The organism is Fusibacter sp. QWL-12, from assembly GCF_058683495.1.
On record NZ_CM178745.1, the window covers coordinates 1,372,287 to 1,397,789 of the forward strand.

The following is a 25,503-nucleotide window of genomic DNA, read 5'->3' on the forward strand; positions in this document are numbered from 1 at the left end:
TTTTATCCATCAATTTCACCAATCGACTTATGAGACGTTTGATGCATAAAAAGTACCGCTATTAAACTGAGAACTGCCGCACCCAGTACCAGCACCATCGCCGTCGTGTAAACCTCTTCAAGAGGCATACCACTGAGTTTAAGCCTTTTAATCATAAGACCCATCAGTAGACTGATGATGCCACTACCGACGAACTCACCAATATTGACCAGTGAGGTTGCAATGCCTGTATATTTTAATGGATTAATCTCTTTAACATTTGAAAATACAAGGATATGACAGATGATTAAAATTCCCATTAAAAAGTAGATGAAAGGCCACTGCTCAACTGGTGGCTTTCCCTTTTGAAGAATGAGCACATAAGACCAAATCAAGACATAGCCCGAACTCGCAAACAACAGTATCTTCTTAATTGCACCACCTAGTAGATCCGATAACTTACCTACTATAGGGGCACCGACAATAAATCCATAGGTGATAAAGGAAAGATAATAAGCAGCCTTTTCGTTTGAAATCTGATATACCGTCTTCATGTACCCATTACCCCATAACCCAAGTACAGCCGTTAATGAGCCTACGAAAAATACCATGATAAAGAAGTCTGGATAGATCGCTTTATTGGAAAGGACATACTTGACCGCTTCTTTTATATTTATTTTTTCTGACTTAGGCTCTAAGTTGTCATTCTTAGCTGCAATATTCTTAGCAGTTACTTCTTCACTAAGCTCTATATTACTAGATAAATTATTTTCAGCCCTATTACTAGAATCGTTTAGATTCTCTTCGTTTATACCATTAAACTCTGATGAAATTCTCGTTTTTGAAATTTTCTCTTTAACAAAAAAGTGAATACTTACAGAGAGAGCAATTGAAATCAGCCCCAGTATAATAAACGTGCCTCTCCATCCGAAGTTAACGGCGATAAACGAAAGTGGAATCGTTGCAAAAAAAGCACCAAAGTTACCAAACAGCGACGTTAAACCCGACAGTGTCGAGTACATATTAGATGGAAATAAAGTCGATTGGATCTTCATAACCGATACGATGATAACAGAGGTACCGATGCCCACCAAGAATCTCGCTAAGTACGCAATATAGACATGGCCTGCGATACCGAATAGAATTGACCCTACCGCAGTAACAAACATCCCAATGGTACAAATCCGCCTAACCCCTATGGTATCAACCATAATCCCCACTGGTAGCTGCATCAAAGCATATCCATAAAACGTCATGGACGCAAGGTTAGCGATTTGGATGCTGTCTAGCTTTAAGTCCACAGTTAATTGATCCGCCACCGATCCAATCGATAACCTGTGAAAAAACACCACGACAAACCCAAAGACTAGGATGCCCCATGAAAGCCATCTATTTGTATTTTTCATAATTCCCCCGTAAGTAAATTGTTTATGTAACCTCTAATAGTTTAACTAGAAAATGATTCTAGTTCAAACAAATAATTCTCATAATACGATAAAACAACATAATTTAAACACAATTAAATAGTATAACTAAGTTAGTTAAATAACATGCTCTATAATGTGCATGATTGAATTATTCAAGAATTGATTTAACTTAGTCGAACATCATAAATTTGGAGGTATATCATGAAAAAGTTTTTATCTGTATCTGCACTTAGTTTATTAATCTTAGCTGCATCAAGTTCAACATTTGCAGCAAATAACGTTTCAAATATGGCGACTCAAAAAGGTGGACAGCATGTTGCTGAATGTGCACAAACCATGGAACGTGGCGTATCAGAATGTGCTAAAATGAACATTTGTATGGAGTAACTTAAAATGAAATAACTATAACCAGTTGCAAAAAGACACTCAAAATGAGTGTCTTTTTAAATTTCAATTTATCAATACACAAGTTTTAGAGCTTCATCATCTAAATGCATCATGAAGTCGCCACTAATCACATATAACCTTTACTTTTTAAAGGACATTTCCTCCTTGGATAACCATTCTTTTAAAATTCGAATGGCTTTTGGTCCAACGCCGTGAAGCGCAAGCAATTCTACCTCTGTATAATCACATAGCTGAGCAAAAGTGTCAATTCCCTTTGCTTCTAAAGCTCTGTGTGCAGGTGCGCCTATTTTAATGGTTTTCAATTCTGGTAACATAATTTTCCCTTTCTTTGATTACGTTTATGAGTGTGATGTTTATACCCACTAATGATCTCTTCCTCTCGAAAAAAACATCTGAAGGAAAAACGAGCTAAGCGGTAATATGACATATAACATCAACGCAACCGATGGCTGATGCCATGCTAGGTAAAGGAGCAGTGCATTTAGAGCAAACAACATTATGAACTGTGCGACGATAAAAGGCACCCTAAGTATAGAATGCCTAATTAAACTACGGTTATTCGTTTGTCTGTTATATTCTCCTATTAAATTACATATTATTTTTGCATATTATTTTTACCATTTTATTAGCCTATTTCATTTGCTCTTCAATCGACTTTGTCATCTCCGATGCCACATCCCCAGTGTGCTTGGTTTCCTTTTTTTCAATCAGCATCACCCAACACTCTTCTTTTGAAGTAGGCTGATGCATGATTCCTTTTTTTACGACGTAAAAGTCGCCTTCGTTTAAAGTCACCACTTCATCATCAAGATGCATCTCGAATGACCCTTTAATCACATAAAACATTTCATCTTCGTTTTCATGATTGTGACGGACGATCTCACCTTTGAATTTTGCTAGTTTGATGTAATCTTCGTTCACTTCTGAAATTATTTTGGGCGACCAATAGTCTGATATAGAGTCGAATAGTTCGATTATGTTGCCTTTTGTGTTCATAATAGCTCTCCTATTCAATATTTATTCCCTTAATTAAAACTATAATTAATAACCTCTCAAATAAGTCATTGTCCATTTACACTGTACTTTCTTTATTTCCCTTTAATAGGTAAAGAGCAATCATAGTTTTGTACTCATTAATCAAACTCTGAGCATGTTTTGTGTTACCCCCGCTTAAGTGGGCCATGATCATGTTGTCATTGACCTGATAAATCACACTTGCTGCCAACTGCAGATCATCTACTCTTAGTAGGTCACTGTAGCGACTCATATAATCTATAAAAATCGTGATTTCTCTTTGGGTGTAGTCCTCAAGCAAGGCAGCAACCTCTTCATCACGATACCGCATGTGGTTGATTTCTAAGTGAAAAGCCAAAGGATAGCGTTCAGCCACTTCTATCTTTTGGTTGATAAAGTAGTTAATCACTTGTTCAAGGGTGTAATCCTGTCCAGGATTAGACTTATCGAAGTCACCTGAATTACCACACATACCTGCGCCTAATAAGGCCTCTTTATAAGTTTTAACAATCTCTAAAAACACTTGTTTTTTGTCTGTATAATAACCGTAAAAGCTTCCAATTGCTACCCCGGCAGCCTTGGCGATTTCCTTTGTATTTACCTTGTGAAAGCCCTTTTCAGCAAAAAGCTGAGTTGCGGCTTCAATTAAGGCCTCTTTTGTTTCTATACTTCTAGACTGTGACACCTTACGCATGCACTTTTGTGTAACATCTGTCGTCATTGATGTCCCCCCTTTTCGTACCTTATTTTAGCATGAACGGGTCATAAGGTCAAAATAAATTGAACTAAAGTTCATTTTTTTCTTGACAAAAACAGACCTTGTGGCTATGATGAGATTATAAATACTGAACTAAAGTTCATTTTTTAAATAATACTCGCTAAAGGAGCAAAATATGAATTCAACCATTAACACATTTCTCAATCATAGATCCATTCGTCAATACAAAGACAACCCCATCGAAGCAGAAAAACTCGATGCAATTATTAAGGCTATTCATCATGCCCCCACATCCATTAACGGCCAACAGGTCAGTGTGATTGTGGTCACTGACAAAGAAAAAAAGTCTAAAGTCGCCGAATACGCTGGAGGGCAAACATGGATTGACCAAGCCCCAGTTTTTCTTTTATTTGTAATGGATTATCACCGTGCTCACTTAGCAGCCAAGTTAAATGGTGAAGACCTTGTCATCACAGAAAGCATTGAATCCATCATGGTTGGCAGTGTGGATGTGGGCATAGCATTGGGTACAGCTATCGGTGCTGCTGAATCCTTAGGCTTAGGTACTGTACCCATTGGTGGTATACGTAAATCCCCTGAAGAAATGATTGCCCTGTTTGAGTTACCTGAACGTGTTTACCCCGTAGCAGGCCTAGTTTTAGGCTACCCAGAGGATATGTCAGAAATGAAGCCCCGTATTCCTCTAAGCATCTTCAAACATGATAACACCTACAACCCAGACCAGTCAGAAGCACTAAAAGCTTATGACCAACAAATGTCAGACTATATGGTGGCACGCACGGGTGGTGAATCCAATAGAAACTGGAGCCAAGGGGTTGCTGGTACCTATAAATTTGTTTACTTCCCTAAGGTTTATCCTACTCTCAAACAACAAGGATTTGAAAATGCTAAATAATCAAACCCAAACCTTAAACTGGCTTGCCGATGCAGAGGGTATCATCCGCGCCAGAAGGTCTACAAGAGGCTTCAAGGATATCCCCGTTACACAGGAAACTCAGGCCCGAATCTTGCATGCCCTTAACACCGGTCGCAACCCCTTTAAGTCAGACCATCGTTTTAATATCATCGAAAATAGCAATACGTCAGACGATAACATGAAATTAGGTACTTATGGGGTTATAAAAGGCGCCAACACATACCTCTTAAGTGCCATGACACTTGGTGATAACCACTTAGAAGCCCTTGGTTTTGATATGGAGTATGCCGTTTTACAAGCCCAATCAGAAGGTATTGGCACTTGCTGGCTAGGTGGTACATTTAATAAAAGTCAGTTCGCCGCAGCTATGCAGCTGCAAGGTAACGAAATACTTCCCATTGTCATCCCTTTGGGTGTACCCGCAGCTAAAGCTGGCCTTGTTGGCCAAATGATTCGAGGTATAGCCGGTTCCAATAATCGATTGCCCTTTGAAAGTTTGTTTTTTAAAGACACTTATGGCAGTCCCCTTACCATGTCCCAAGCAGGAAAGTATGCTCAAGCCCTTGAAATGGTTCGACTTGGACCGTCTGCATCTAATAAACAGCCTTGGCGTGCAGTGCTAGATGACAACACAGTACATTTTTACTTAAAGCCCACCAAGGGTTATGCCAAGGCCCTTAGTTATGATATTCAACGGGTGGACATGGGTATTGCCATTTGTCATTTTGATGCCATGGTTCAGGCCCAAGGTATTCCCGGTCACTTTGAAAAATTAAGGGATACTGAATTAGACAATAGTGACGATAGCGAATACATCATATCCTTTGTCGGTTAATCGAAGCCATCTTTTGATTTGGTCTCTATAATGATCTTTCTCTTTAGGAAAGTAGCTTTGAACTTATTCCATTTATATAAAAAAGCAGCTGAGAATAATTTTACTCTCAACTGCCTTTTTTTTATATTAATTTGTGCACTTCTTCAATTTTACGATTATTCCCACTCAATCGTACTTGGCGGCTTACTCGTAACATCATAAAGAATACGATTAACCCCTTGTACTTCATTCACGATACGGGATGAAATTTTGTCTAATACTTCATATGGCAGTCTCGCCCAGTCAGAAGTCATACCGTCAATCGAGGTTACTGCTCGGATGCCGATGGCATGTGAGTAGGTACGCTCGTCGCCCATAACGCCAACTGATCGGACGTTTGGAAGGACGGTGAAGTATTGCCATACTTCTCTGTCGAGGCCAGCTTTAGCGATTTCGTCTCTAAGGATGGCATCTGATTCACGCACTAGGTGTAGGGCTTCGTCAGTGATTTCGCCTAGGATACGGATGGCAAGACCTGGACCTGGGAAAGGTTGGCGCCATACGATGTGGCCTGGAACGCCGACTTCTTCGCCAACGCGTCTTACTTCGTCTTTGAAAAGGTCTCTTAGTGGCTCTATGAGTTCAAACTGCATATCGTCTGGAAGACCGCCTACGTTGTGGTGACTTTTGATGACGTCTGCAGTGTCTGTACCGCTTTCGATAACGTCTGGATACACTGTACCTTGAACGAGGTAATCGATGCCTTCAAGTTTACTAGCTTCTTCTTCGAAAACTCGGATAAACTCTTCGCCGATGATTTTACGTTTGGTTTCAGGATCAGACACGCCTTTAAGTCTACCTAAGAAACGCTCTTTTGCGTCTACTCTGATAAAGTTCATGTGGAACTCATCTGCAAATACCTTTTCTACCTCATCGCCTTCGTTCTTTCTTAAAAGTCCGTGATCGACGAAGATACAAGTGAGTTGATCGCCAACTGCTTGGTGCACCATAGTCGCTGCAACAGAAGAGTCAACGCCGCCTGAAAGACCGCAAAGTACTTTCTTATCGCCTACAGTTTCTTTGATCTTTTGGATCATGTTCACTGCAAAGTCGCCCATGTTCCAGTCGCCTTTACAGCCACAAACTTCGTAAAGGAAGTTCTTGATCATGGTTCTACCAAATGGTGTATGTTCAACCTCTGCGTGGAACTGCACTGCGTAGAGGTTTTTCTCTGGGTTTTTCATCGCCGCTACTGGACAGTTGTCTGTCGTTGCAATGACTTCAAATCCTGCTGGTGCTTCTTTAACGTAGTCAAAGTGGCTCATCCAGCATTGTGCGCCAGTGGTTACATCTTTGAATAAATCTGCATGCGACTGAATGTCGAGTTTGATTTTACCGTACTCTTGTTGTTTCGCTCTGTCTACGACACCGCCGAGCTTGTGTGCCATCAGCTGCATACCGTAGCAGATACCGAGAACTGGAATCCCTAGTTCGAATATTTCTGCATCGAGTGTGGGTGCATTTTCTAGATAAACCGAGTTAGGACCACCTGTAAAGATGATGCCCTTCGGCGATTTTTCTTTGATTTTCTCTAGTGCATGTCGCCATGAAACGACTTCACTGTAAACGCCAGATTCGCGGACACGTCTCGCGATAAGCTGGTTGTACTGACCACCGAAGTCCACGATGATCACGAGTTCATTATTCATTGGGTTCCTCCAATTTCGGGAATTTTATAGGTTTCATTTATCATAACATGACTGGAAGGCGAATGCACGCCTTCCCATAGATGCTCTTAATTACTTATCACTGCTTGAAATGCTGTAGTTTGGTGGCTCTTTTGTAATCGCGATATCATGTGGATGCGATTCTTTGAGGCCAGCGTTTGTGATGCGAATGAACTTGCCGTTGTTTTGTAAATCTTCTATCGTACCAGTACCGCAGTAACCCATACCTGATCTAAGACCGCCGATGAGCTGATAGATGATGTCTTTGAGGTAGCCTCTGTAAGGCACGCGACCTTCAACGCCCTCTGGTACGAATTTTGTGGTTTCGTTTTGGAAGTAACGGTCTTTCGAGCCCGCTTCCATAGCCGCTGTAGAGCCCATACCTCTGTATGTTTTAAAGCTTCTGCCTTGATACATAACGATCTCGCCAGGGCTTTCTTCTGTACCTGCGAAAAGTGAGCCAAGCATTACCACATCTGCGCCTGCTGCGATGGCTTTAGGGATATCGCCTGAGAACTTGATACCGCCATCTGCGATCACTGGGATGCCATATGGTTTTGCCGCCATTGCACAGTCGTAGACAGCAGTGATTTGCGGAACGCCGATACCTGCAACTACGCGTGTTGTACAGATTGAACCAGGGCCGATACCCACTTTAACACAGTCTGCACCTGCTTCGATCAGGTCAACCGTCGCTTCTGCAGTCGCTACGTTACCTGCGATAACGTCGAGCTCTGGATAAGCTTTCTTAATCGTTCTCACTGCTTCGATGATGTTCACGCTGTGTCCATGTGCTGAGTCGAGACCAACCACGTCTACGCCAGCTTTTACAAGAGCCGCTACGCGATCCATCATATCTGAGCCAATCCCTACTGCAGCGCCAGCTAAAAGTCTGCCTCTGCTGTCAGTTGCTCTGTTTGGGTATTTAACTTGTTTTTCGATGTCTTTAATGGTGATTAGACCTTTTAAAACGTTGTTTTCATCTATAAGAGGTAATTTTTCGATTTTGTGTTTTCTAAGGATACTGCCTGCGTCTTCCATAGAGATGTCCGCGTGTGCAGTGATGAGATTGTCTTTTGTCATGACATCCTTGATATCAGCTTCCATGTTTGGTTCGAAGCGGATGTCACGGTTGGTGATGATGCCCACGAGTTGGTGCTTTTCGTTTACGATAGGCACACCAGAGATACGGTAACGCGCCATAAGCTGCTCTGCGTCTTTTACCTTGTGATCGGGTGTGAGTGAGAATGGATCGACGATAACGCCGTGTTCGCAACGCTTAACTTTATCTACTTCAAGCGCTTGATGTTCGATGCTCATGTTCTTATGGATGATACCGATACCGCCCTCACGTGCGATGGCGATGGCAAGCTTAGACTCTGTAACCGTGTCCATACCTGCGCTGACGATAGGTACATTAAGTGTAATCTTCTTTGTAAGCTTCGTTTTAATGTTAACTGTGTGTGGTAATACTGCCGATTTTTGAGGAATAAGTAGTACGTCATCGTACGTTAAACCCTCTTTAACCAATTTGCCTTCCATTTGCTCCTCCCAATTTTTGACGCTAAATCATAAGTTGTAATGACTAAAAAAAAAAAGACAACCCTCAGGTTGTCCTAATAATCTTTTTATGCACATAGACCCAGCATACAAAAAATTAAAAGATCAACCCATAGTACGATATTTGGCTACCGCGTAGAGACTTCCAAGCCGTTTTTTTGGAATTATATGAGTGCATTGTCTTTTATCATAAACGTTCGTTTAATGAATGCGTATTAAGTTGAATTGCTTTAATATTAAACACTAAATTATCATTTTATAACCCCTTTGTCAACCTGTGAAGGTGTGGCTTTTTTGTTAATTTTTTTTTATATGTATAAAAACGTGCTAAGCTGTTACAAAACAAGGTGCTTAGAGGTACAAACATTTGTTCTTATTTTTTGTCAAAATCGTTTTTTCTCCTATATAATATATGTTACAATAGATACACAGTGTCCCTAAATAATTCGGAGGATTTACATGAACGATTTTAGATACGTCGCAGGCTTCATGCGAAAACACATTAAAATGTACATATTTGGGATTGGGCTATTGATGATTATCGATGCGCTCCAGCTCATGACACCACTGATCATAGGTGCCTTTACAGATCAGTTAAAGGCAGGTACGCTCACCTCTGGCCTAACGCTGAAGTACATCTTCTATATTATGTTGATCGCTGTGCTGGTGGCCATCGGTCGCTATGGCTGGCGTATGACCATCGTTACCACAGCGAAAAGACTAGAATACTGGCTGCGAAACCGAGTGTTCGAGCACTTTGAAAAAATGTCACTCAACTACTTTAATCACCACAAGACAGGCGACCTCATGGCACACTGTACCAACGACATCTCCGCGATTCGTAACGCATTCGGCGGCGGTGTTATCATGATGGTAGATGCCATCTTTATGGGGATTATGACCATCGTTTTAATGATCGTGAAGGTAGATCTTAAACTGACGTTGATCGCTTTGATCCCAATGCCATTGATTGCCTTCTTTATTATAACCATGGGAAAAAAGGTTCGAGATCGCTTTAAATCAGTTCAAGAAGCTTTCTCAGACCTATCGGATGTGGCACAGGAAAACTTTTCAGGCGTGCGCATCATCAAGTCCTTTATACAAGAGAAACCGTCACTCGGTCACTTTAATGAAAAGAACCATCAGGTCTTCCGCAAAAACGTGAAGCTCGCGAAGCTCTTCGGACTCGTGCATCCTATGGTCGGCTTTATCGCTATGATGAGTACACTGATCGGTATGATCTACGGCGGTAGCCTCGTACTGGACGGCGTTATCTCTATCGGTAGCTTTGTGGCGTTTCTCACCTATGTGGGGATGCTATCATGGCCGATGATGGCGCTGGGCTTTGTTTATAATCAGCTACAGCGTGGTCAGGTTTCACTGAGAAGAATTAATGCCATCCTTGAAACGCCTGCTGAAATCGTAGATGGCGAGGTCATCGATACTTTACTGGAAGCTTATGCGGTTAAACCTAAGCTGACCGTCAAAGACCTTACCTTCACCTATCCAGGGGCGGAAACACCAGCACTTAAGGACATCAGCTTTACAGTTGGCGAAGGCGAAACTTTAGCGGTGGTTGGGAAAACAGGCGCTGGGAAAACCACGCTGGTAAACCTCCTCCTAAAGCTATACGAAGTACCTGAGGGGAAAATCAACCTAGGCGATTACGATATCAATCAAGTGCCTATTAAGAAGATAAGAGATATGATTGGTTACGTACCTCAAGATAACTTCCTGTTCTCCAAAACCGTCTCATATAACATCGGTTTCGGTCGAGCGGACATCACACAAGAGGAAGCGAGCCACTTCGCAAAGATCGCCCACATCCACGATGAGATCATGGACTTTCCTAAGGGCTATGACACTGAGCTCGGTGAGCGTGGCGTCAATATGTCAGGTGGACAAAAGCAGCGTGTCTCTATTGCGAGAGCACTGGCTAAAAAACCTGAAATTCTAATCCTAGACGATTCGTTATCCGCAGTAGATACGAAGACTGAGGAAAGCATCTTAACGCACCTTAAGGAAACGCTGTCGCAAACCACCAGCATTCTCATCGCGCATAGAATCTCAACGATTCAACACGCAGATCAAATCATCGTCCTCGAAGACGGCGCCATCGCTGAGAGGGGCACACACGCTGAGCTATTAGCACTCAATGGCTTGTATGCAGATATGTATAGCAAACAATTACTCGAAGAAAAATTGACGGAAGCTTAGGAGGAAAAATGTCTGAAACGATCCATCACGAACAAGAGATAGAAAAGTCGTTTGACGGCAATATCATGAAGCGTCTGCTGAAATACGCTAGACCTCAAATTGCACTTTTACTCCTTAGCATCATTTTGATGCTCTTTGTCACCGTTGTGGATTTGGCGATCCCTTTCGTGACAAAGGTAGCCATCGACGACTACATCGCACCGACGCAGCAAGTGGTTTATACCGATAACAGCAACATCATCGTTCCAACGCTACTCGACCGTATAAAGGGGACTTATAATAAGGAAATGTATACGCCTGCCATCCTCTATACCGAAGAAGGCAGCACTTATATGATCGTGGGTATGAGCAAAACAAAGAGTCTAAAGGATTTTAGTTTGGACCTAAGTACAGGGACAGCTACTTTAGATGAAGCCACGTATCCTGTTTTATCACTTAACGATGGTTTTATCCAGCAGGTGAAGGCACATAATAAGGATCAAATCTTTACATTGTCCATCACGGTGGGCATCATCTTGCTACTCAGCTTTTTCTGTTCTTTTGGCCATACGTATCTTTTAAACTATGCCAGCCAGAAAATCGTCTACAGTATGCGTGAGGAGCTCTTTAACCACATTCAAAACATGAGCCTTAGCTTTTTCGATAAAAACCCAGTTGGGCGTTTGGTAACTCGTGTCAGCAACGATATGGAAAACATCAACGAGATGTTTACCAACGTGCTCGTCACCTCGATCAAGGACTTCACCTTGCTTTTCGGCATCGTGGTGGTCATGATTTCTATCGATATCAAGCTGACTTTAATCTGCTTTAGCACCATGCCATTTGTCATCATCGCAGCTTCTATCTTCAGAAAAAGGGCGAGAGAGGTACAAAGGGCGGTTAAGGTTAAGCTTGCGAGAATCAATGCAACTCTAGCCGAAAACATCAACGGTATGAAAATCATCCAAATCTTCAACAAGGAAAAAGGCATCTACGATGATTTTGATCACATCAACTCGGACTTTTTAAAGAGCTCGATCGAAGAGACACACGTCTATGCGATCTTTCGACCGACTATGAACTTGGCTTACTCCGTTTCACTTGCTTTACTCCTTTGGTTTGGTGGCGGGGATGCGATGAGCAAGACCGTAGAACTAGGGGTTCTTGTGGCATTCATCACCTATACACAGCAATTTTTTAGACCCATCATGGACTTAAGTGAAAAGTTCAACATCCTTCAGTCTTCTATGGCAAGTGCAGAGCGCATCTTCATGCTATTGGATGAAAAAACAGCTGTTCCTGATCCTCAGATGCCTCTACCTTTCCCTGTGGGAGAGTTTAAGGGTGAAATCGCATTTGAAGATGTATGGTTCAGCTATATGAAGGAACCTAAAACCGAAGAAGACTATGTCCTTAAAGGTGTCAGCTTTAAAGCGGCTAAAGGTGAATCCATCGCCCTTGTCGGTGCGACAGGCTCTGGTAAGACGACGATCATCAGTCTCCTCAATCGTTTTTACGACATTCAAAAGGGCCGCATCACAGTAGATGGTGTGGATATTAGACACATCGACAAAATGGCACTTAGAAAGCACATCGGCATCGTGCTACAGGACGTCTTCTTATTCTCAGGCGATATCAAGGGCAATATTAGACTCTACAACAACGACATCACCGATGCACAGATCAAAGAGGTGGCAACCTATGTCAATGCCGACCGCTTTATCTCAAGACTACCAAAAGGCTATGACGAGCCCGTAGTCGAGCGCGGTGCCACGCTGTCCGCTGGACAGCGCCAGCTGCTCTCGTTCGCCCGTGCCTTAGTGTTCGAGCCCGGCATCCTCATCCTAGATGAAGCAACCTCTAACATCGATACAGAGACCGAGCTGCTCATCCAAGATGCGATCAACAAAATCATACAGGGTCGCACCACCCTTATCGTGGCGCACCGCCTCTCCACCATACAACACGCCGACAAGATCATAGTGATGAGTAAAGGTGAAATCAAAGAGATGGGCAGACATCAAGAACTACTTGCACATAAGGGCATGTATTATGACCTTTATAGGCTGCAGTACAGTGAGGGGGAAGGGATTTAAACCCTTTTACCTTTGAAGATATTGATGTGGTAATTAGGATATGAATTAAAAAAGAATTTAAATCTATCCCCTTCGAATCCGGTTGGCTAGCCAAAGGATTCTACGTGGTTAGATTTACAATTCTTTTTTTATGTCATAGTATCTAAGTTTACAGATGATATGTTTTAAAGAGATAAGGGATTAAATGCGCTTCTTGGGAGGTTAAAGAGATATGAATTGAAAAAAGAGATTAAATAACCCCCCTTCGAATCCGGCCCGTAAGCCAAAGGATTCTGCGTGGATTGATTTACAACTCTTTTTTTATGTCATAGTATCTAAGTTTAGTGATGATATGTTTTAAAATGAAAAGGGAAAAGGGTTTAATGCGCTTCTTGGGAGGATAAAGAGATATGAATTAAAATAAATTAAAATGCATTTAAATCTCTCCCCTTCGAATCCGGCCTGTGAGCCAAAGGATTTACGTAGATTTATGAAGTTTTCTTTATATATTGAAAACTCACATAGTTTGTATTTCTATTTATAAATTTTACACCTATAATATTAGGGTATAATACATACATTTCTAATTCAGGGGTATTTCCACATGAGAGTACATGAGAGAGTCTTTTTTAGAAGTAAGATCGAGGTTTATCGTCTTTATGATTCAAAGGGAGAGCTGACGATATTAGAAGAGCCTTATACCTTTGAGGTTTACGATATTTCATTGGGCGGTATGGGGGTTTTAACTAAAAAAGCTGGACTTGAAGCCTCAATTTTAGAATTCACACTGTACATAGAAGATTATCCCTATCGCGTTATGACCAAGATCGTATGGCATAACACAAACGGCATTTTTCATCGATACGGATTAGAAATAATCGGTCACAACAATATGCTCTTCAGACACTTACAGCAAATTATTAGTAAAGAAAAAGAAATCACCATCCACCAAAATTTAACGCATATGTAAGATAAACTGTGGCAGATCACACTACCTTCGGAGAATCCTTTGGCCAGCCAACCGGATTAGGAGAAGGTAGTGTGATCTGCCACAGTTTCCATTCATATCTTAAATTCCCACCACTCAGAATTGATTTTTGCCTCATAATGTGCTATGCTATCCCTGTAATACAACTTAAGAAATGATTCACCTAGGGGTGCCCTCATGGCTGAGAGCGCAAAAGCGTAACCCTTTGAACCTGAACTAGTTAGAGCTAGCGGAGGAAAGTGTGGAAGAATGAAAATTTTGACCATGTTTGGATTCCCCAAGCATGGTCTTTTGTTTTTTAGATTTCATTTGACACCCAAGAATCATTTAGATCCCGCAAAACCAAGCGGACTATTTAAATGGAGGTATCTTTCATGGAAAGAAAATCAAGCATTTCAACTAAAATGCTCGTCGAAGGCGCAATGATGATCGCCATCGCAACTGTTTTAAGCTACTTGAAAATCCAAACGCCACTTTGGGTTAACGGTGGTTCTGTTACTGCAGCAAGCATGGTGCCTATCATGGTATTTGCTTACAGATGGGGCGGTGCACAAGGCTTATTTGTCGGTGCAATCTATGGCCTTTTACAGTTCATCATCGAACCGTATGCAGCTCACCCACTTTCAGTCATTCTTGACTACCCACTTGCATTTGGCTTCATCGGTCTATTTGGCTTTTTCGCTAAAAAAGGCAGCGCTTTATCAAATGTGGTTTTAGGTGCGGTAGTAGCACTTAGTATGCGTTTTATCGCTCACTTTTTATCTGGATTTATCTTCTTTGCAGCATATGCACCAGAAGGAATGAACCCAATCTACTATTCTATGATCTACAATGGTTCATATATGTTACCTGAGCTTATCATTTCACTTGCTGTGTTCTTACTTTTAAGAAAACCAGTGGATCAGCTTAAATAACTTTGTAAAACTGTATTAAATGTAATTAAAATACTTTAATGAAATAGCCAACCTAAAAAAGCAACCTCAGTGTATGAACAGCGCTGAGGTTGCTTTTTTTACCATTGATTAACATCAACCTCCATCGTCACATTTAGATCATAGTGCGTTTGAGCTGTCGCTTCAATTTGATCTGACACCTGAAAGATATAGTCTGATGTATCAGAAAGCAAGACAACATAAAGCTCAAACGTTCTAATACTCTCAGGATAAATCAATTTCACAGAAGCGTTAAAGTCATTTTTTATTTTATCCCTCAGCTTTTGAGCCACTTGTCTTCTATCCTTCAGGGAGTTAATCCAGTTTGCTGAAAGGTTTAACTTGATATAGCCGATCTGTACCACAGAATCACCCCTTTAACTTTTCATGTTGATTTTACTTTTTAGCATTTCATTTTGACGGAATATTTCCCCTCAAGTCTATCATACTCTATACCGCTACATGTACAAGTTTAAATCATCGGGCATCAAGTTCACATATTTTACCACAAGGGGGATTGTGGCTAGTAAAAACGATTGTGACATAAGGAGAATGTTCTTCAAAAAAAAACGCTTTCACCCATAGAGAATGAAAGCGTTTTGTTTTAATGTTTGTTTTAATGTTTGATTTAATATTTGATTACATCATGCCGCCCATACCGCCCATGCCACCAGCCATAGCTGCCATGTCATTTTCTGACTTAACATCTACTACTGCTGCTTCAGTGGTTAAGAACATCGCTGAAATAGAAGCTGCGTTTTGAAGTGCTGAACGTGTCACTTTAGTTGGGTCAACGATACCCGCTTTGATCATGTCTACGTACTCACCTTTTAGTGCGTCGAAGCCGATACCTGCTGTAGCGTTTTTCACTTTTTCAACGACAACTGATCCTTCAAGACCAGCGTTGATTGCGATTTGTCTAACTGGTTCTTCAAGTGCTCTTGCGATGATAAGTGCACCTGTTTTTTCGTCGCCTTCTAATGTTTCAATTAAAGCATTTACAGCTGCGATAGCGCCAATAAGAGCAGTACCACCACCAGGAACGATACCTTCTTCAACTGCTGCTCTAGTTGCGTTAAGTGCGTCTTCAATTCTAAGTTTCTTTTCTTTCATTTCAACTTCTGTCGCTGCACCAACTTGGATCACTGCAACACCGCCTGCGATTTTAGCAAGGCGTTCTTGAAGTTTTTCTTTATCAAATTCAGAAGTTGTTTCTTCCATTTGAACTTTTATTTGTCTTACACGCTCATCGATTAATGCTTTTTCACCCATACCGTCGATGATGGTCGTATTGTCTTTATTGATTTTAACTGATTTTGCTCTACCAAGCATATCAAGAGAAGCTGACTTAAGCTCGTAGCCTAGCTCTTCAGTAATTACTGTGCCACCAGTTAAGATTGCGATATCTTGAAGCATCGCTTTTCTTCTATCACCAAAGCCTGGTGCTTTAACTGCGATACACTCAAAAGTACCTCTAAGCTTATTGAGGATTAAAGTTGTAAGTGCTTCACCCTCAATGTCTTCAGCGATGATTAATAGCTTGCCACCACTTTGTACGATTTGCTCAAGTAATGGTAGAATTTCTTGAATGTTGTTGATTTTTTTATCTGTAATTAAGATATATGGGTTGTCTAAAAGCGCTTCCATTTTTTCAGCATCAGTTACCATGTAGTGAGATACGAATCCTCTATCAAACTCCATACCTTCAACCACTTCAAGCTGTGTTCCGAAAGTCTTAGATTCTTCTACTGTGATAACGCCATCTTTACCTACACGCTCCATCGCTTCAGAGATTAATTCTCCGATGTTTCTGTCAGCAGCCGAAATTGACGCTACGTCAGCGATATCCTTTTTATTAACGATTAATACGCTTTCGCTTTTAATCACTTCTACAGCAGCTGCCACAGCTTTCTCGATACCACCTTTAAGGATCATAGGGTTCGCACCCGCCGCTACGTTTTTAACGCCTTCTCTGATGATTGCTTGAGCAAGTAAAGTCGCTGTTGTAGTACCATCACCAGCCACATCGTTGGTTCTAGTTGCAACTTCTTTTACAAGCTGAGCGCCCATGTTTTCGTATGGATCTTCAAGGTCAATTTCTCTTGCAATCGTTACACCATCATTTGTAATCAGTGGTGCACCAAATTTTTTATCTAAAATAACATTTCTACCTTTAGGTCCTAAAGTTACTTTTACCGTATTCGCTAATTTGTCTACGCCAGCTTCTAATTTCTTTCTGACATCTTCGCCAAACATGATATCTTTTGCCATAATATCCTCCTGTTGATTTAATTTACTTTGAATTCAAATGCAATTACTTTTAATACTAAAAACCAAACTTTTTCTAGTAGTCAAACTACTATTTTTAACTTAAAGCTCTATAATTTAAGATAATGTTAATTTCCGAAATGCATTATTCCATAACTGCTAAAATATCTGCCAATTCACAAATTGTCACTTCTTCTCCATCTACTTTGATTTCAGTACCAACGTATTTTTTAAATACGACCGTATCGCCTACTTTTACATCCGTAACTTCACTGCTCACCGCTACAACTTCTGCCATTTGCGGTTTCTCTTTTGCTTGTGACGGTAACACGATACCGCTTGCTGTTTTTTCTTCTGCTTCTAATCTTTTAATAATCACTCTTTTTCCCAATGGTCTTAACATTCTTTACCTCCTATTGATTTGAGTATTTGGTCAGCCACAATGGGCGATTTTTTAATAATGCATTTCTAGACTTATTCTAATATAATGGGGTCAAAAAATCAACAATTTTTTAGCACTCATTTGCATAGAGTGCTAATAAATTCACAGTTCGTTTACATTTGGTTAAACAAATTGGTCGCCTCAGATACAGCTGCCAGATAGTAGTCATTTACACGCTCCGAGGACAAATGGTTTTGCTCCTCTATGTCGATAACAATGTCCCAATTGCCGAGTTCGTAATGCTTGATCAGCCTTAAAATCTCATGGAAGGTGTTGTTACCACCGATCATGGCACACTTAATATCATCATGAAGTGGCAATGGCTCAATAATATCATAAACCGGCTTTTCTAAAACGGTATCTATCAATGAGAACAGTCCAAGCAAAAACGCTTCTGTTGAACGATTGTCCATGCCAAACAGTACGGAAAGCTTCTCTGCAAACAAGGCTCTTGAAAGCGATACCTTAAGCAGTTCGTCTGGTTTATCCTCTGAAATATCCTTTAGTAATATAAGGGTCGTCCACTTTCGAATTTCGTTAAGTCCTAAAAGTGTCAGCGCATGATTAACTGAGGTAATCTCCTGAACGGTATAAAAAGCTGGCGAGTTGATCAGCCTTAGCAGTTTATAAGTTAAGCTATAATCCTGTTTGATGATTTCAGCTAAGTGATTAAAATCTGGTTCTTCACTCATGGTCTCGTTGAGCAATGACATATACCTCAACGAGCTGTGACTAATTCCCTTGCTCTTACAGATAATCGGTTTTTCAAAAAAGTAACCTTGAAAGAAGTGATAGCCCAGATCGACTGCTTCAAGATAGTCCTCGTTGGTCTCCACTTTTTCTGCGAGGAGTTTTACACCTAACGGTAAATATTTCTCCGCGATATACTGTCTACCTTCTGACTGTAATACTAAGAAATCAACCTTAATGATGTCCACATAGGGCATTAAATCATCAAAGCGATTGTCACCAGTAAAGTCATCCAGTGCGATGGTATAACCTCTTTCTTTTAAAATGCGACATTTTTCCACTAATAGCTCATCGACGTCTAAGGTTTCTAGAATTTCAACTGTTAATCGATCGGGTTCAAAGACAAATGGCAAATTCTCAACAAGTAAATTTCGAGTAAAATTCACAAAGACGCCTTTTTCACCTGCAAGCTGCCCTATACCAAAGTTGATAAGAGCATCTATTACGACAGAAGCCGTTGCCAAGTCCCCATTGATGCTAATGTCGTATGTATTTTTATTGCCACTCCTATAAAGAATCTCATATGCCACAACCTTTAAGCTCGTGTCAAATATTGGCTGCCTCGCCAAAAAAACTTCCATAATGTACCCTCTGTTAATGCGACTGCATCAACTAATCCCTTTTAAGTATTCTTTGCCTCTCTTATATAATAAAACAAGTACTGTTGTGCAATACCTGGGTGTTCATCAAAATACTGTTTTACAAATGCTTCATGCCCTTTCTCTACGCCATATAGCTGAGCGAGCACCTTTTTTACCCAAGTGTCTACTGGAAAAGCGGTATCATCTGCATAGCCAAAGAGAGCGATACAGCTTGCGACCTTAAGTCCTACACCATAAAATTGTTCCAGCCATTTAATTCGATCCTCATGCGATAATGTGTATGCAGTGCTGAGATCGATCTGTCCGTGAACAATCGTCTTTACGGTTTCATAAACTGATTTAGCTCTATAGCCTATGGCCTTTACCTTCAAATCGTCCTCAGAGGCGTTTTTTAGATCCATCACCGTTGGGAATCCATAGAGTGACTTTCCTTCAAAATCACCGAGATAACGTCCGAATTTCTCACATAATGCTTCAACCGTCATGGCGATTTTAGGGATGTTGTTGTTGCTCGATAGAATAAAGGTAATCAGCATTTCAAACTCAGGCTGCTTCATGATGCGAAGGCCTTTTCCATACGCAATTGCTGCATTTAGATGCTCATCTTTTTCAGACAAGGCGCGCAAAATGGGTGCGTAATCTCTGTTTAAGTCAAAGTAGGTTCGAATACGCTCCTCTGTTAATCGTTCACCATAGAGTTTAAATCCAAATCGTCTTCGTTTTTGCACCTCTTTTAAAGGCTCTCTATCCTTCGGTTCAGTTAAATCATCTGGATCAACCAAATCATCTGAAGCATCAAATTTACTTGAATCAGATAAAGTCTTTTCATAAGCAATCACGAAGGTTTGATCAATAAAGCCTCGATATGCGTCATCGGTCTTTTGCCATCTAAAAGCCTGTCCTGAAAATAATGTCTTCTCCAAATCAAAGTCGCTGGTTTCTATCGTAATTTCTGTTATATATGGAATTTGAAAACGACCGTCAGTTTGCATGGATAACCTCTAAATTACAAATATTCGTACATTATCATTATAGCTTAAAATCACATTAAAAACAAAAAAGCTTCACTAATCTTAGCGAAAAGTGAAGCTTTGAGTCTAGCGTCCTATAAGTCCTATTTAAGTGACTTTATGAATCCTATAAGAAGATAAATTTAAGGATGAATAATACTGCAAGAATAAGTGTAACTGGTGTAACATCCTTGAATTTTTTGCTTGCTAATTTTAATGCTACATAAGAGATAACACCAAATACGATACCGTCTGAGATTGAGTATGAAAGTGGCATCATAATGATGGTTAAGAATGCTGGGATTGCTTCAGTGAAATCGTGGAAGTTGATTTCAGTTACTGGGCTCATCATGAATAAACCTACTAAGATTAGAACTGGAGCAGTTGCAGCACCAGGAATCATAATGAATAATGGTGAGAATAATAAAGCAATACCGAAGAATACAGCAGTTGTAACAGCAGTTAAACCAGTTCTACCACCTTCAGAAACCCCAGAAGCTGATTCAACATAAGTTGTAACTGTAGAAGTACCAAGGATCGCGCCGAAAGTTGTACCGATTGCATCTGCTAAAAGAGCTTGTTTTGCTTTTGGCACTTCGCCTTTTTCGTTGATTAAGCCAGCTTTTGTACTAACGCCAACCAATGTACCAACAGTATCGAAGATATCTACGAATAAGAATGTAAATAATACGACGAACATATCAAGTGATAGAATATCGCTCCAAGCAAAATCAAAGAAATAAGGTGCAGCAGGCATAGATGCTATTTTGTCTGGGAATGTTGTGATACCCATTGGGTAACCGATGATTGTTGTTAAGATAATTGCGATGAATAGTGCACCTTTTACATTATACGCAAGTAAGATACCTGCGATAACTAAACCAATGATAGCAAGTAATGCTGTACCTGAAGTAATATCGCCAAGTGTTAAAATTGCACCACCTTGGATTACGATGCCAGCATTTACAAGACCGATGAATGCGATGAAAAGACCAATACCAACAGAAATTGCTTTTTTAATGTTTTGTGGAATTGAGTTGATGATCGCTTCACGTACGTTAAAGAATGATAATAAAATGAAGATAAGACCTTCTAAAAATACTGCTGTTAACGCGAACTCTGGAGATTTACCCATACCAAGTACGACAGTGTACGCGAAGAATGCATTAAGACCCATACCAGGAGCAAGTGCAAATGGTAAGTTAGCTAAAAGACCCATAACAAGTGTTGCAACTAAAGAAGAAACTGCAGTCGCTGTAAACACTTTGCCCATGTCAAGACCTGCTGCATTTAAAGTAAGTGGATTGACGATTAAGATATATGCCATCGTCATAAAAGTTGTAAGACCAGCTAAAACTTCTGTCTTAACATTTGTACCATGATCTTTGAGTCTAAATACTTTCTCAAAGAAACCGACGTTTTTTTCCATAATAAATATAACCTCCAATAATTTCGTTCTTACAAAATAGATTGTACCAAATCGTTCGTAAAAACACAAATATTATTTTCGATTTTTGAAGTATTTTTCGTCTTTTTGTTAATTGTACTGTATTTTAATTACAAAACAATCGGATTTTGTCCGCTTTTAGGACAACTTGTATTGTTAATATTCTCTAAACGATTTATGGGAATACGTACTTTCGTTTTAAAATCACCTGTCAAATTCATAAAATTCGCACTATTCACACACAAATCCCCCTATAAAAACATTGTTTTGTTCGTAAATATGAAAAAAAGCTTAATTATTCCGCCTTCTAAGTCATTTACTTAGAAAACAACAAACAATTAAGCTTTCACTTATTCTATTATTCGGTTTATAAAAACGTCATGACAAAAGCGTAAAGCATTGGTAAAAGCACCGCAGGAAGCATATTCCCTACTCTAACCTTGGTAGAAAGTACCATAGATAAGCCCAGACCAAGAATTAAGAGACCACCAGTTGCAGACATCTGAACGACGACTTCATCTGTAAGTATAGAGGTTAGTCCGCTTGCAAGTAATGTAATAGAACCCTGGTAGATAAACACAGTCACTGCTGAAAACGCAACGCCAATTCCCAAAGTGGATGCTAGTACGATAGAGATAATCCCATCCAGTATGGATTTTGCAAAAAGAATTTCATGATTGCCATTAAGACCACTTTCAAGAGAACCCATAATCGCCATTGCACCAACACAGTACAAAAGACTTGCGGTTACAAAGCCTTTACTAAAGGAAGAGCCACTTTTTGAAAATCTTTTCTCCAAATGGTCGCCTAACTTTTCTAGTTTTTGCTCAATGTCAATCCATGCGCCAATCAAACTGCCCGCCACGATAAACAATATAATTTTCATGAGGTAATCCGTACCCTCAAGCGCACCAGACACCCCTATTAATGCGACACATAGTCCAACGCCTTGCATAACGGTTTGGCTGATCCGCTCAGGTAATCCACCTTTAACGAGAAGTCCAATCAAACTCCCTGCTATTATCGCTATGGCATTTACAATCGTTCCCAACATAACTTCACCTTCTTACTTATTATAGTAGCATATTTTAATGTACGAAAAATGTTGAAAATATTATTACTTATGGTATCAAGTTCGGCGAGAATAAGCAAGCGGAAATTTTTGAATCTTTTTACTGGGTAGCTGGACAGATGAGCGAGATATAAGTACACCTCCGAATCCGGTTAGTGAACTAAAGGATTCTCCGGTGTTCTTATATCTCGCTCATCTATCCAGCTAATGCGAAACGGATTCATATGGTGTTCCGCTACTAGGTTGGGGGCAAAGCCTACGGTGGTAATTATGAATCAAAAGGTCTCTTCGGTGTTCTTATATCTCGCTCATCTGTCCAGCTAACGTGAAACTGATTCATATGGTGTTCCGCTACTAGTGTGGGAGGCAAAGCCTACGGTGGTAATTATGAATCAAACAGATAAATGGTTAGAATTTCGTTAGAAAGCCTTATTAGGTGTTACAACTATATAAATGTCAGGTATATGTATAGATAAGTATTATCATTTAGGTGAACATTCAAAGAAAATGGGGGGCTTATGGAGCAAAAGAAGATCGTCAAAGAAGTCGGACTATATTTTATATTAACATTTTTAATTACTTGGTTGTTGTGGTTACCTTCAGTTTTAAACGCTTTGGACTATCAAGTACCTGTTTTTCTACTTATTATTAGCATGATGGCAAGTTTTACACCGTCAATTGTTGGTTTAATATTGCTCAAAAGGTCGTTGGGCGATCAATTTAAAGCTCATTTAAAGAAACGTTTTTCACTCAGGTTTAATAAACTATGGTTATTCGCTATACCCATCTACTTTTTTGCTACTGGTGGATTATCTTACTATTTGACCTATGTATTTGATCAAGGGTTTAACCCCACAAATGTGCCTCCTGTTTGGATGGTACCTTTGGTTTTTCTTCAAATTCTATTTATTGGTGGTGCATTCGGTGAAGAACTGGGATGGCGTGGGTTTGCCTATCCGAGAATGGTCAAATTAATGTCTCCATTTAAAACAACACTTTTACTCGGTGCTTTATGGAGCTTATGGCACCTTCCTTTATTCTTCATGGAAAACACAGTGCAATCCAATCTGCCAATTTATCAATTTATGCTACAAAATACCTTGATCACTTTTGTTTATACGTGGCTTTATCAAAAATCAAAAGGGAGTTTATGGTTAATCATCTACTTACATGCAATCGCCAACACAACCGCTGCCGTTCTACCTTACTGGCAAAGCAACACTGGACGATGGATCAACTTTATCATTTTACTAATCACAGTAATCGTTCTACAGTTTGCAAACAAAAAAGAAATACCTCAGAATTAATTTTAAGGTTAGAAAAAGAGCCTAAATACGACTCGCTCCGATCCCGGTTGGCTTGGCCAAAGGGCTCTCCACGACTCGTATTTAGGCTCTTATATTTTATAAGTTAATCTTTCATTTTATACTTTGCGTATCTGTGAAAGTAAATCAAACTTAGAATAATCCCACGATTTCTCCATCTTCAAGGATATCAATTCTGTTTGCAGCTGGCACTTTTGGAAGTCCAGGCATTCTCATGATATCGCCTGCCATCGGAATAATGAAGCCTGCGCCTGCAGATACTTTTACATCGTTAATCGAGATTTTAAAGCCAGTAGGTGCGCCGTAAAGATCTGGATCATCTGAGAAAGAATATTGTGTTTTTGCCATACAGATCGGCAAGTTGCCTAAGCCGTCTTCTTCAAATTTCTTGATATTTTTAAGTGCTTTTGAGCTAAACTCAACGCCATCTGCTCTGTAGATTTCTCTAGCGATGGTTTGAATTTTCTCAACGATCGGCATGTCAAGCTCATAAAGTGGTTTGAATTTAGCAACGCCTGATTCTGCAATCTCTACTACTTTGTTTGCAAGATCAACTGCGCCTTCGCCACCTTTTGCCCAAACTTGTGTTAAGACAACTTCCACACCAATTTCAGCACATTTTGATTTTAATAATTCTACTTCTGCAGCCGTGTCTGTTGGGAATTCATTGATCGCTACAGCTGCTGGTACGCCAAACTTACGCACGTTTTCAACATGACGCTTTAAGTTTTCAAAGCCTTCAGATAATGCCGTTAAGTTTTCAACACCAAGATCGTTTTTGCCAACACCACCGTGTTTTTTAAGCGCTCTTACAGTTGCAACGACAACTGCTGCACTTGGCTCAAGACCAGCAAAACGACATTTGATATCAAAGAATTTTTCCGCTCCAAGGTCAGCGCCGAAGCCCGCTTCTGTAACGACATAATCTGCAAGTTTGAGTGCAGTCTTAGTCGCAACAACAGAGTTACAGCCATGCGCGATATTTGCAAATGGTCCACCGTGGATAAATGCTGGTGTATTTTCTAATGTTTGAACTAAATTAGGTTTTATTGCATCCTTTAATAAAAGCGCCATAGAGCCCACTGCATCTAAATCCGCTGCAGTTACTGGTTTGTTTGCATAGGTGTAACCGATGATCATCTTTGAAAGTCTTGCTTTTAAATCTGTAATATCATCTGCAAGACAAAGAATTGCCATAACTTCAGATGCAACCGAGATATCGAAACCATCTTCTCTTGTAACGCCGTTTGTTTTTCCACCTAGGCCAACGACGATATTACGAAGCGCTCTATCGTTCATGTCTACAACACGACGCCAAGTGATTCTGTTCGGATCGATGCCAAGAGGATTGCCTTGGTGTAAATGATTGTCAATTAGTGCAGATAACAAGTTATTAGCTGTTGTTACTGCGTGAATATCACCAGTAAAGTGAAGATTGATGTCCTCCATAGGAACTACTTGAGCATAACCACCGCCTGCAGCGCCACCTTTAACGCCGAAGCATGGTCCAAGTGATGGTTCTCTTAGAGCAGTAAAGGTTAGTTTGCCAATTTTGTTAAGTCCCATACTAAGACCAACGTTTACAGTTGTTTTACCTTCACCAGCTGCAGTTGGATTAATAGCGGTTACAAGGATTAACTTGCCATTTGGTGCATCTTTCTTACTTTGAAGCACCTCAAGATCAACCTTCGCCTTGTAGTTACCGTATAGCTCAAGACTGTCTTCAGAAACGCCAACTTTTTTAGCAATTTCCCTAATGTGCATCTTTTGAGCTTCTTGAGCAATTTGAACATCCGTTTTCATAAAAATCCC

General features: G+C 40.3%; 22 protein-coding genes and 2 riboswitches. Of the genes, 8 read left to right on the plus strand and 14 right to left on the minus strand.

Translation table 11 applies throughout. The features are described 5' to 3' along the window. Positions 1-2: 2 nt before the first annotated feature. Positions 3-1,385 carry an MFS transporter gene (locus tag AC4PID_RS06975; protein WP_492134849.1) on the minus strand — a complete coding sequence of 461 codons (1,383 nt, stop codon included), beginning with the start codon at positions 1,383-1,385 and terminating at the stop codon, positions 3-5. Positions 1,386-1,607: 222 nt separating this feature from the next. On the opposite strand from AC4PID_RS06975, the gene AC4PID_RS06980 reads away from it, so the two are divergent. Further along, the gene (locus tag AC4PID_RS06980) at positions 1,608-1,793 is read left to right on the plus strand and encodes a hypothetical protein (RefSeq protein WP_492134850.1); all 186 of its coding nucleotides are present in this window, start codon (positions 1,608-1,610) and stop codon (positions 1,791-1,793) included. Positions 1,794-1,933: 140 nt separating this feature from the next. Here the strand turns inward: AC4PID_RS06980 and AC4PID_RS06985 are convergent, their stop codons facing one another. The 3 genes from AC4PID_RS06985 to AC4PID_RS06995 all read right to left on the minus strand — a co-directional run bounded on the left by AC4PID_RS06985 (position 1,934) and on the right by AC4PID_RS06995 (position 3,549). Further along, positions 1,934-2,128: a helix-hairpin-helix domain-containing protein gene (locus tag AC4PID_RS06985; protein ID WP_492134851.1), complete on the minus strand. Its 195-nt coding sequence runs from the start codon at positions 2,126-2,128 to the stop codon at positions 1,934-1,936. A 316-nt stretch (positions 2,129-2,444) separates the two neighbouring features. Continuing rightward, positions 2,445-2,810 carry a cupin domain-containing protein gene (locus tag AC4PID_RS06990; RefSeq protein WP_492134852.1) on the minus strand — a complete coding sequence of 122 codons (366 nt, stop codon included), beginning with the start codon at positions 2,808-2,810 and terminating at the stop codon, positions 2,445-2,447. Between the two features lie 76 nt (positions 2,811-2,886). Continuing rightward, positions 2,887-3,549, minus strand: coding sequence for a TetR/AcrR family transcriptional regulator (locus AC4PID_RS06995; RefSeq protein WP_492134853.1), 663 nt, complete (start codon positions 3,547-3,549; stop codon positions 2,887-2,889). A 172-nt stretch (positions 3,550-3,721) separates the two neighbouring features. Between AC4PID_RS06995 and AC4PID_RS07000 the strand changes: the two genes are divergently transcribed. Beyond that, the gene (locus AC4PID_RS07000) at positions 3,722-4,462 is read left to right on the plus strand and encodes an NADPH-dependent oxidoreductase (protein ID WP_492134854.1); all 741 of its coding nucleotides are present in this window, start codon (positions 3,722-3,724) and stop codon (positions 4,460-4,462) included. Further along, the gene (locus AC4PID_RS07005) at positions 4,452-5,318 is read left to right on the plus strand and encodes a nitroreductase family protein (RefSeq protein ID WP_492134855.1); all 867 of its coding nucleotides are present in this window, start codon (positions 4,452-4,454) and stop codon (positions 5,316-5,318) included. The genes AC4PID_RS07000 and AC4PID_RS07005 overlap by 11 nt, the downstream gene beginning before the upstream one ends. A 155-nt stretch (positions 5,319-5,473) precedes the next feature. Here AC4PID_RS07005 and guaA read toward each other — a convergent pair whose 3' ends face one another. Both guaA and guaB read right to left on the minus strand, forming a co-directional pair. After that, positions 5,474-7,006, minus strand: a complete 1,533-nt coding sequence (gene guaA / locus AC4PID_RS07010; RefSeq protein WP_492134856.1) for a glutamine-hydrolyzing GMP synthase — start codon at positions 7,004-7,006, stop codon at positions 5,474-5,476. Positions 7,007-7,096: 90 nt separating this feature from the next. Beyond that, positions 7,097-8,566 (minus strand): IMP dehydrogenase, encoded by a 1,470-nt coding sequence (gene guaB, locus AC4PID_RS07015; protein ID WP_492134857.1) that lies wholly within the window; start codon positions 8,564-8,566, stop codon positions 7,097-7,099. A gap of 111 nt (positions 8,567-8,677) precedes the next feature. Beyond that, a riboswitch (purine riboswitch) is annotated at positions 8,678-8,776 on the minus strand. Positions 8,777-9,043: 267 nt separating this feature from the next. On the opposite strand from guaB, the gene AC4PID_RS07020 reads away from it, so the two are divergent. The 4 genes from AC4PID_RS07020 to thiT all read left to right on the plus strand — a co-directional run bounded on the left by AC4PID_RS07020 (position 9,044) and on the right by thiT (position 14,757). After that, a complete protein-coding gene (locus tag AC4PID_RS07020) occupies positions 9,044-10,801 on the plus strand; it encodes an ABC transporter ATP-binding protein (RefSeq protein WP_492134858.1) in 1,758 nt (585 codons plus the stop codon). Positions 10,802-10,809: 8 nt separating this feature from the next. Next, positions 10,810-12,876, plus strand: coding sequence for an ABC transporter ATP-binding protein (locus tag AC4PID_RS07025; protein WP_492134859.1), 2,067 nt, complete (start codon positions 10,810-10,812; stop codon positions 12,874-12,876). A gap of 583 nt (positions 12,877-13,459) precedes the next feature. Beyond that, on the plus strand, positions 13,460-13,825 hold the full coding sequence (locus tag AC4PID_RS07030) for a PilZ domain-containing protein (RefSeq protein WP_492134860.1): 366 nt from the start codon (positions 13,460-13,462) through the stop codon (positions 13,823-13,825). Between the two features lie 173 nt (positions 13,826-13,998). Next, positions 13,999-14,099: riboswitch (TPP riboswitch) on the plus strand. 118 nt (positions 14,100-14,217) lie between these two features. Continuing rightward, the gene (gene thiT, locus AC4PID_RS07035) at positions 14,218-14,757 is read left to right on the plus strand and encodes an energy-coupled thiamine transporter ThiT (protein WP_492134861.1); all 540 of its coding nucleotides are present in this window, start codon (positions 14,218-14,220) and stop codon (positions 14,755-14,757) included. A gap of 98 nt (positions 14,758-14,855) precedes the next feature. On the opposite strand, the gene AC4PID_RS07040 is transcribed toward thiT, so the two are convergent. The 7 genes from AC4PID_RS07040 to AC4PID_RS07070 form a co-directional block, all read right to left on the minus strand. Continuing rightward, positions 14,856-15,140, minus strand: coding sequence for a DUF503 family protein (locus AC4PID_RS07040; RefSeq protein ID WP_492134862.1), 285 nt, complete (start codon positions 15,138-15,140; stop codon positions 14,856-14,858). 274 nt (positions 15,141-15,414) lie between these two features. Next, complete coding sequence (gene groL / locus AC4PID_RS07045) at positions 15,415-17,046, minus strand: chaperonin GroEL (RefSeq protein WP_492134863.1); 1,632 nt, start codon at positions 17,044-17,046, stop codon at positions 15,415-15,417. 142 nt (positions 17,047-17,188) lie between these two features. Then, positions 17,189-17,446 carry a co-chaperone GroES gene (locus tag AC4PID_RS07050; RefSeq protein WP_492134864.1) on the minus strand — a complete coding sequence of 86 codons (258 nt, stop codon included), beginning with the start codon at positions 17,444-17,446 and terminating at the stop codon, positions 17,189-17,191. 152 nt (positions 17,447-17,598) lie between these two features. Further along, positions 17,599-18,816 (minus strand): EAL and HDOD domain-containing protein, encoded by a 1,218-nt coding sequence (locus AC4PID_RS07055; RefSeq protein ID WP_492134865.1) that lies wholly within the window; start codon positions 18,814-18,816, stop codon positions 17,599-17,601. A 41-nt stretch (positions 18,817-18,857) separates the two neighbouring features. Then, a complete protein-coding gene (locus AC4PID_RS07060; RefSeq protein WP_492134866.1) occupies positions 18,858-19,829 on the minus strand; it encodes a DNA glycosylase in 972 nt (323 codons plus the stop codon). Positions 19,830-19,974: 145 nt separating this feature from the next. Continuing rightward, positions 19,975-21,276 (minus strand): NCS2 family permease, encoded by a 1,302-nt coding sequence (locus AC4PID_RS07065; protein WP_492134867.1) that lies wholly within the window; start codon positions 21,274-21,276, stop codon positions 19,975-19,977. 385 nt (positions 21,277-21,661) lie between these two features. Then, complete coding sequence (locus AC4PID_RS07070; protein WP_492134868.1) at positions 21,662-22,348, minus strand: DUF554 domain-containing protein; 687 nt, start codon at positions 22,346-22,348, stop codon at positions 21,662-21,664. Between the two features lie 536 nt (positions 22,349-22,884). Here AC4PID_RS07070 and AC4PID_RS07075 point away from each other — a divergent pair. Beyond that, complete coding sequence (locus tag AC4PID_RS07075; protein ID WP_492134869.1) at positions 22,885-23,673, plus strand: CPBP family glutamic-type intramembrane protease; 789 nt, start codon at positions 22,885-22,887, stop codon at positions 23,671-23,673. Between the two features lie 150 nt (positions 23,674-23,823). Here the strand turns inward: AC4PID_RS07075 and AC4PID_RS07080 are convergent, their stop codons facing one another. Further along, the gene (locus tag AC4PID_RS07080; protein ID WP_492134870.1) at positions 23,824-25,494 is read right to left on the minus strand and encodes a formate--tetrahydrofolate ligase; all 1,671 of its coding nucleotides are present in this window, start codon (positions 25,492-25,494) and stop codon (positions 23,824-23,826) included. Positions 25,495-25,503: the final 9 nt, after the last annotated feature.

Coding starts and splice junctions, on each gene's coding strand:
- AC4PID_RS06975 (WP_492134849.1), bottom strand. CDS start 1,385: ATGAAAAATACAAATAGATGGCTTTCATGGGGCATCCTAGTCTTTGGG.
- AC4PID_RS06980 (WP_492134850.1), top strand. CDS start 1,608: ATGAAAAAGTTTTTATCTGTATCTGCACTTAGTTTATTAATCTTAGCT.
- AC4PID_RS06985 (WP_492134851.1), bottom strand. CDS start 2,128: ATGTTACCAGAATTGAAAACCATTAAAATAGGCGCACCTGCACACAGA.
- AC4PID_RS06990 (WP_492134852.1), bottom strand. CDS start 2,810: ATGAACACAAAAGGCAACATAATCGAACTATTCGACTCTATATCAGAC.
- AC4PID_RS06995 (WP_492134853.1), bottom strand. CDS start 3,549: ATGACGACAGATGTTACACAAAAGTGCATGCGTAAGGTGTCACAGTCT.
- AC4PID_RS07000 (WP_492134854.1), top strand. CDS start 3,722: ATGAATTCAACCATTAACACATTTCTCAATCATAGATCCATTCGTCAA.
- AC4PID_RS07005 (WP_492134855.1), top strand. CDS start 4,452: ATGCTAAATAATCAAACCCAAACCTTAAACTGGCTTGCCGATGCAGAG.
- guaA (WP_492134856.1), bottom strand. CDS start 7,006: ATGAATAATGAACTCGTGATCATCGTGGACTTCGGTGGTCAGTACAAC.
- guaB (WP_492134857.1), bottom strand. CDS start 8,566: ATGGAAGGCAAATTGGTTAAAGAGGGTTTAACGTACGATGACGTACTA.
- AC4PID_RS07020 (WP_492134858.1), top strand. CDS start 9,044: ATGAACGATTTTAGATACGTCGCAGGCTTCATGCGAAAACACATTAAA.
- AC4PID_RS07025 (WP_492134859.1), top strand. CDS start 10,810: ATGTCTGAAACGATCCATCACGAACAAGAGATAGAAAAGTCGTTTGAC.
- AC4PID_RS07030 (WP_492134860.1), top strand. CDS start 13,460: ATGAGAGTACATGAGAGAGTCTTTTTTAGAAGTAAGATCGAGGTTTAT.
- thiT (WP_492134861.1), top strand. CDS start 14,218: ATGGAAAGAAAATCAAGCATTTCAACTAAAATGCTCGTCGAAGGCGCA.
- groL (WP_492134863.1), bottom strand. CDS start 17,046: ATGGCAAAAGATATCATGTTTGGCGAAGATGTCAGAAAGAAATTAGAA.
- AC4PID_RS07050 (WP_492134864.1), bottom strand. CDS start 17,446: ATGTTAAGACCATTGGGAAAAAGAGTGATTATTAAAAGATTAGAAGCA.
- AC4PID_RS07055 (WP_492134865.1), bottom strand. CDS start 18,816: ATGGAAGTTTTTTTGGCGAGGCAGCCAATATTTGACACGAGCTTAAAG.
- AC4PID_RS07060 (WP_492134866.1), bottom strand. CDS start 19,829: ATGCAAACTGACGGTCGTTTTCAAATTCCATATATAACAGAAATTACG.
- AC4PID_RS07065 (WP_492134867.1), bottom strand. CDS start 21,276: ATGGAAAAAAACGTCGGTTTCTTTGAGAAAGTATTTAGACTCAAAGAT.
- AC4PID_RS07070 (WP_492134868.1), bottom strand. CDS start 22,348: ATGTTGGGAACGATTGTAAATGCCATAGCGATAATAGCAGGGAGTTTG.
- AC4PID_RS07075 (WP_492134869.1), top strand. CDS start 22,885: ATGGAGCAAAAGAAGATCGTCAAAGAAGTCGGACTATATTTTATATTA.
- AC4PID_RS07080 (WP_492134870.1), bottom strand. CDS start 25,494: ATGAAAACGGATGTTCAAATTGCTCAAGAAGCTCAAAAGATGCACATT.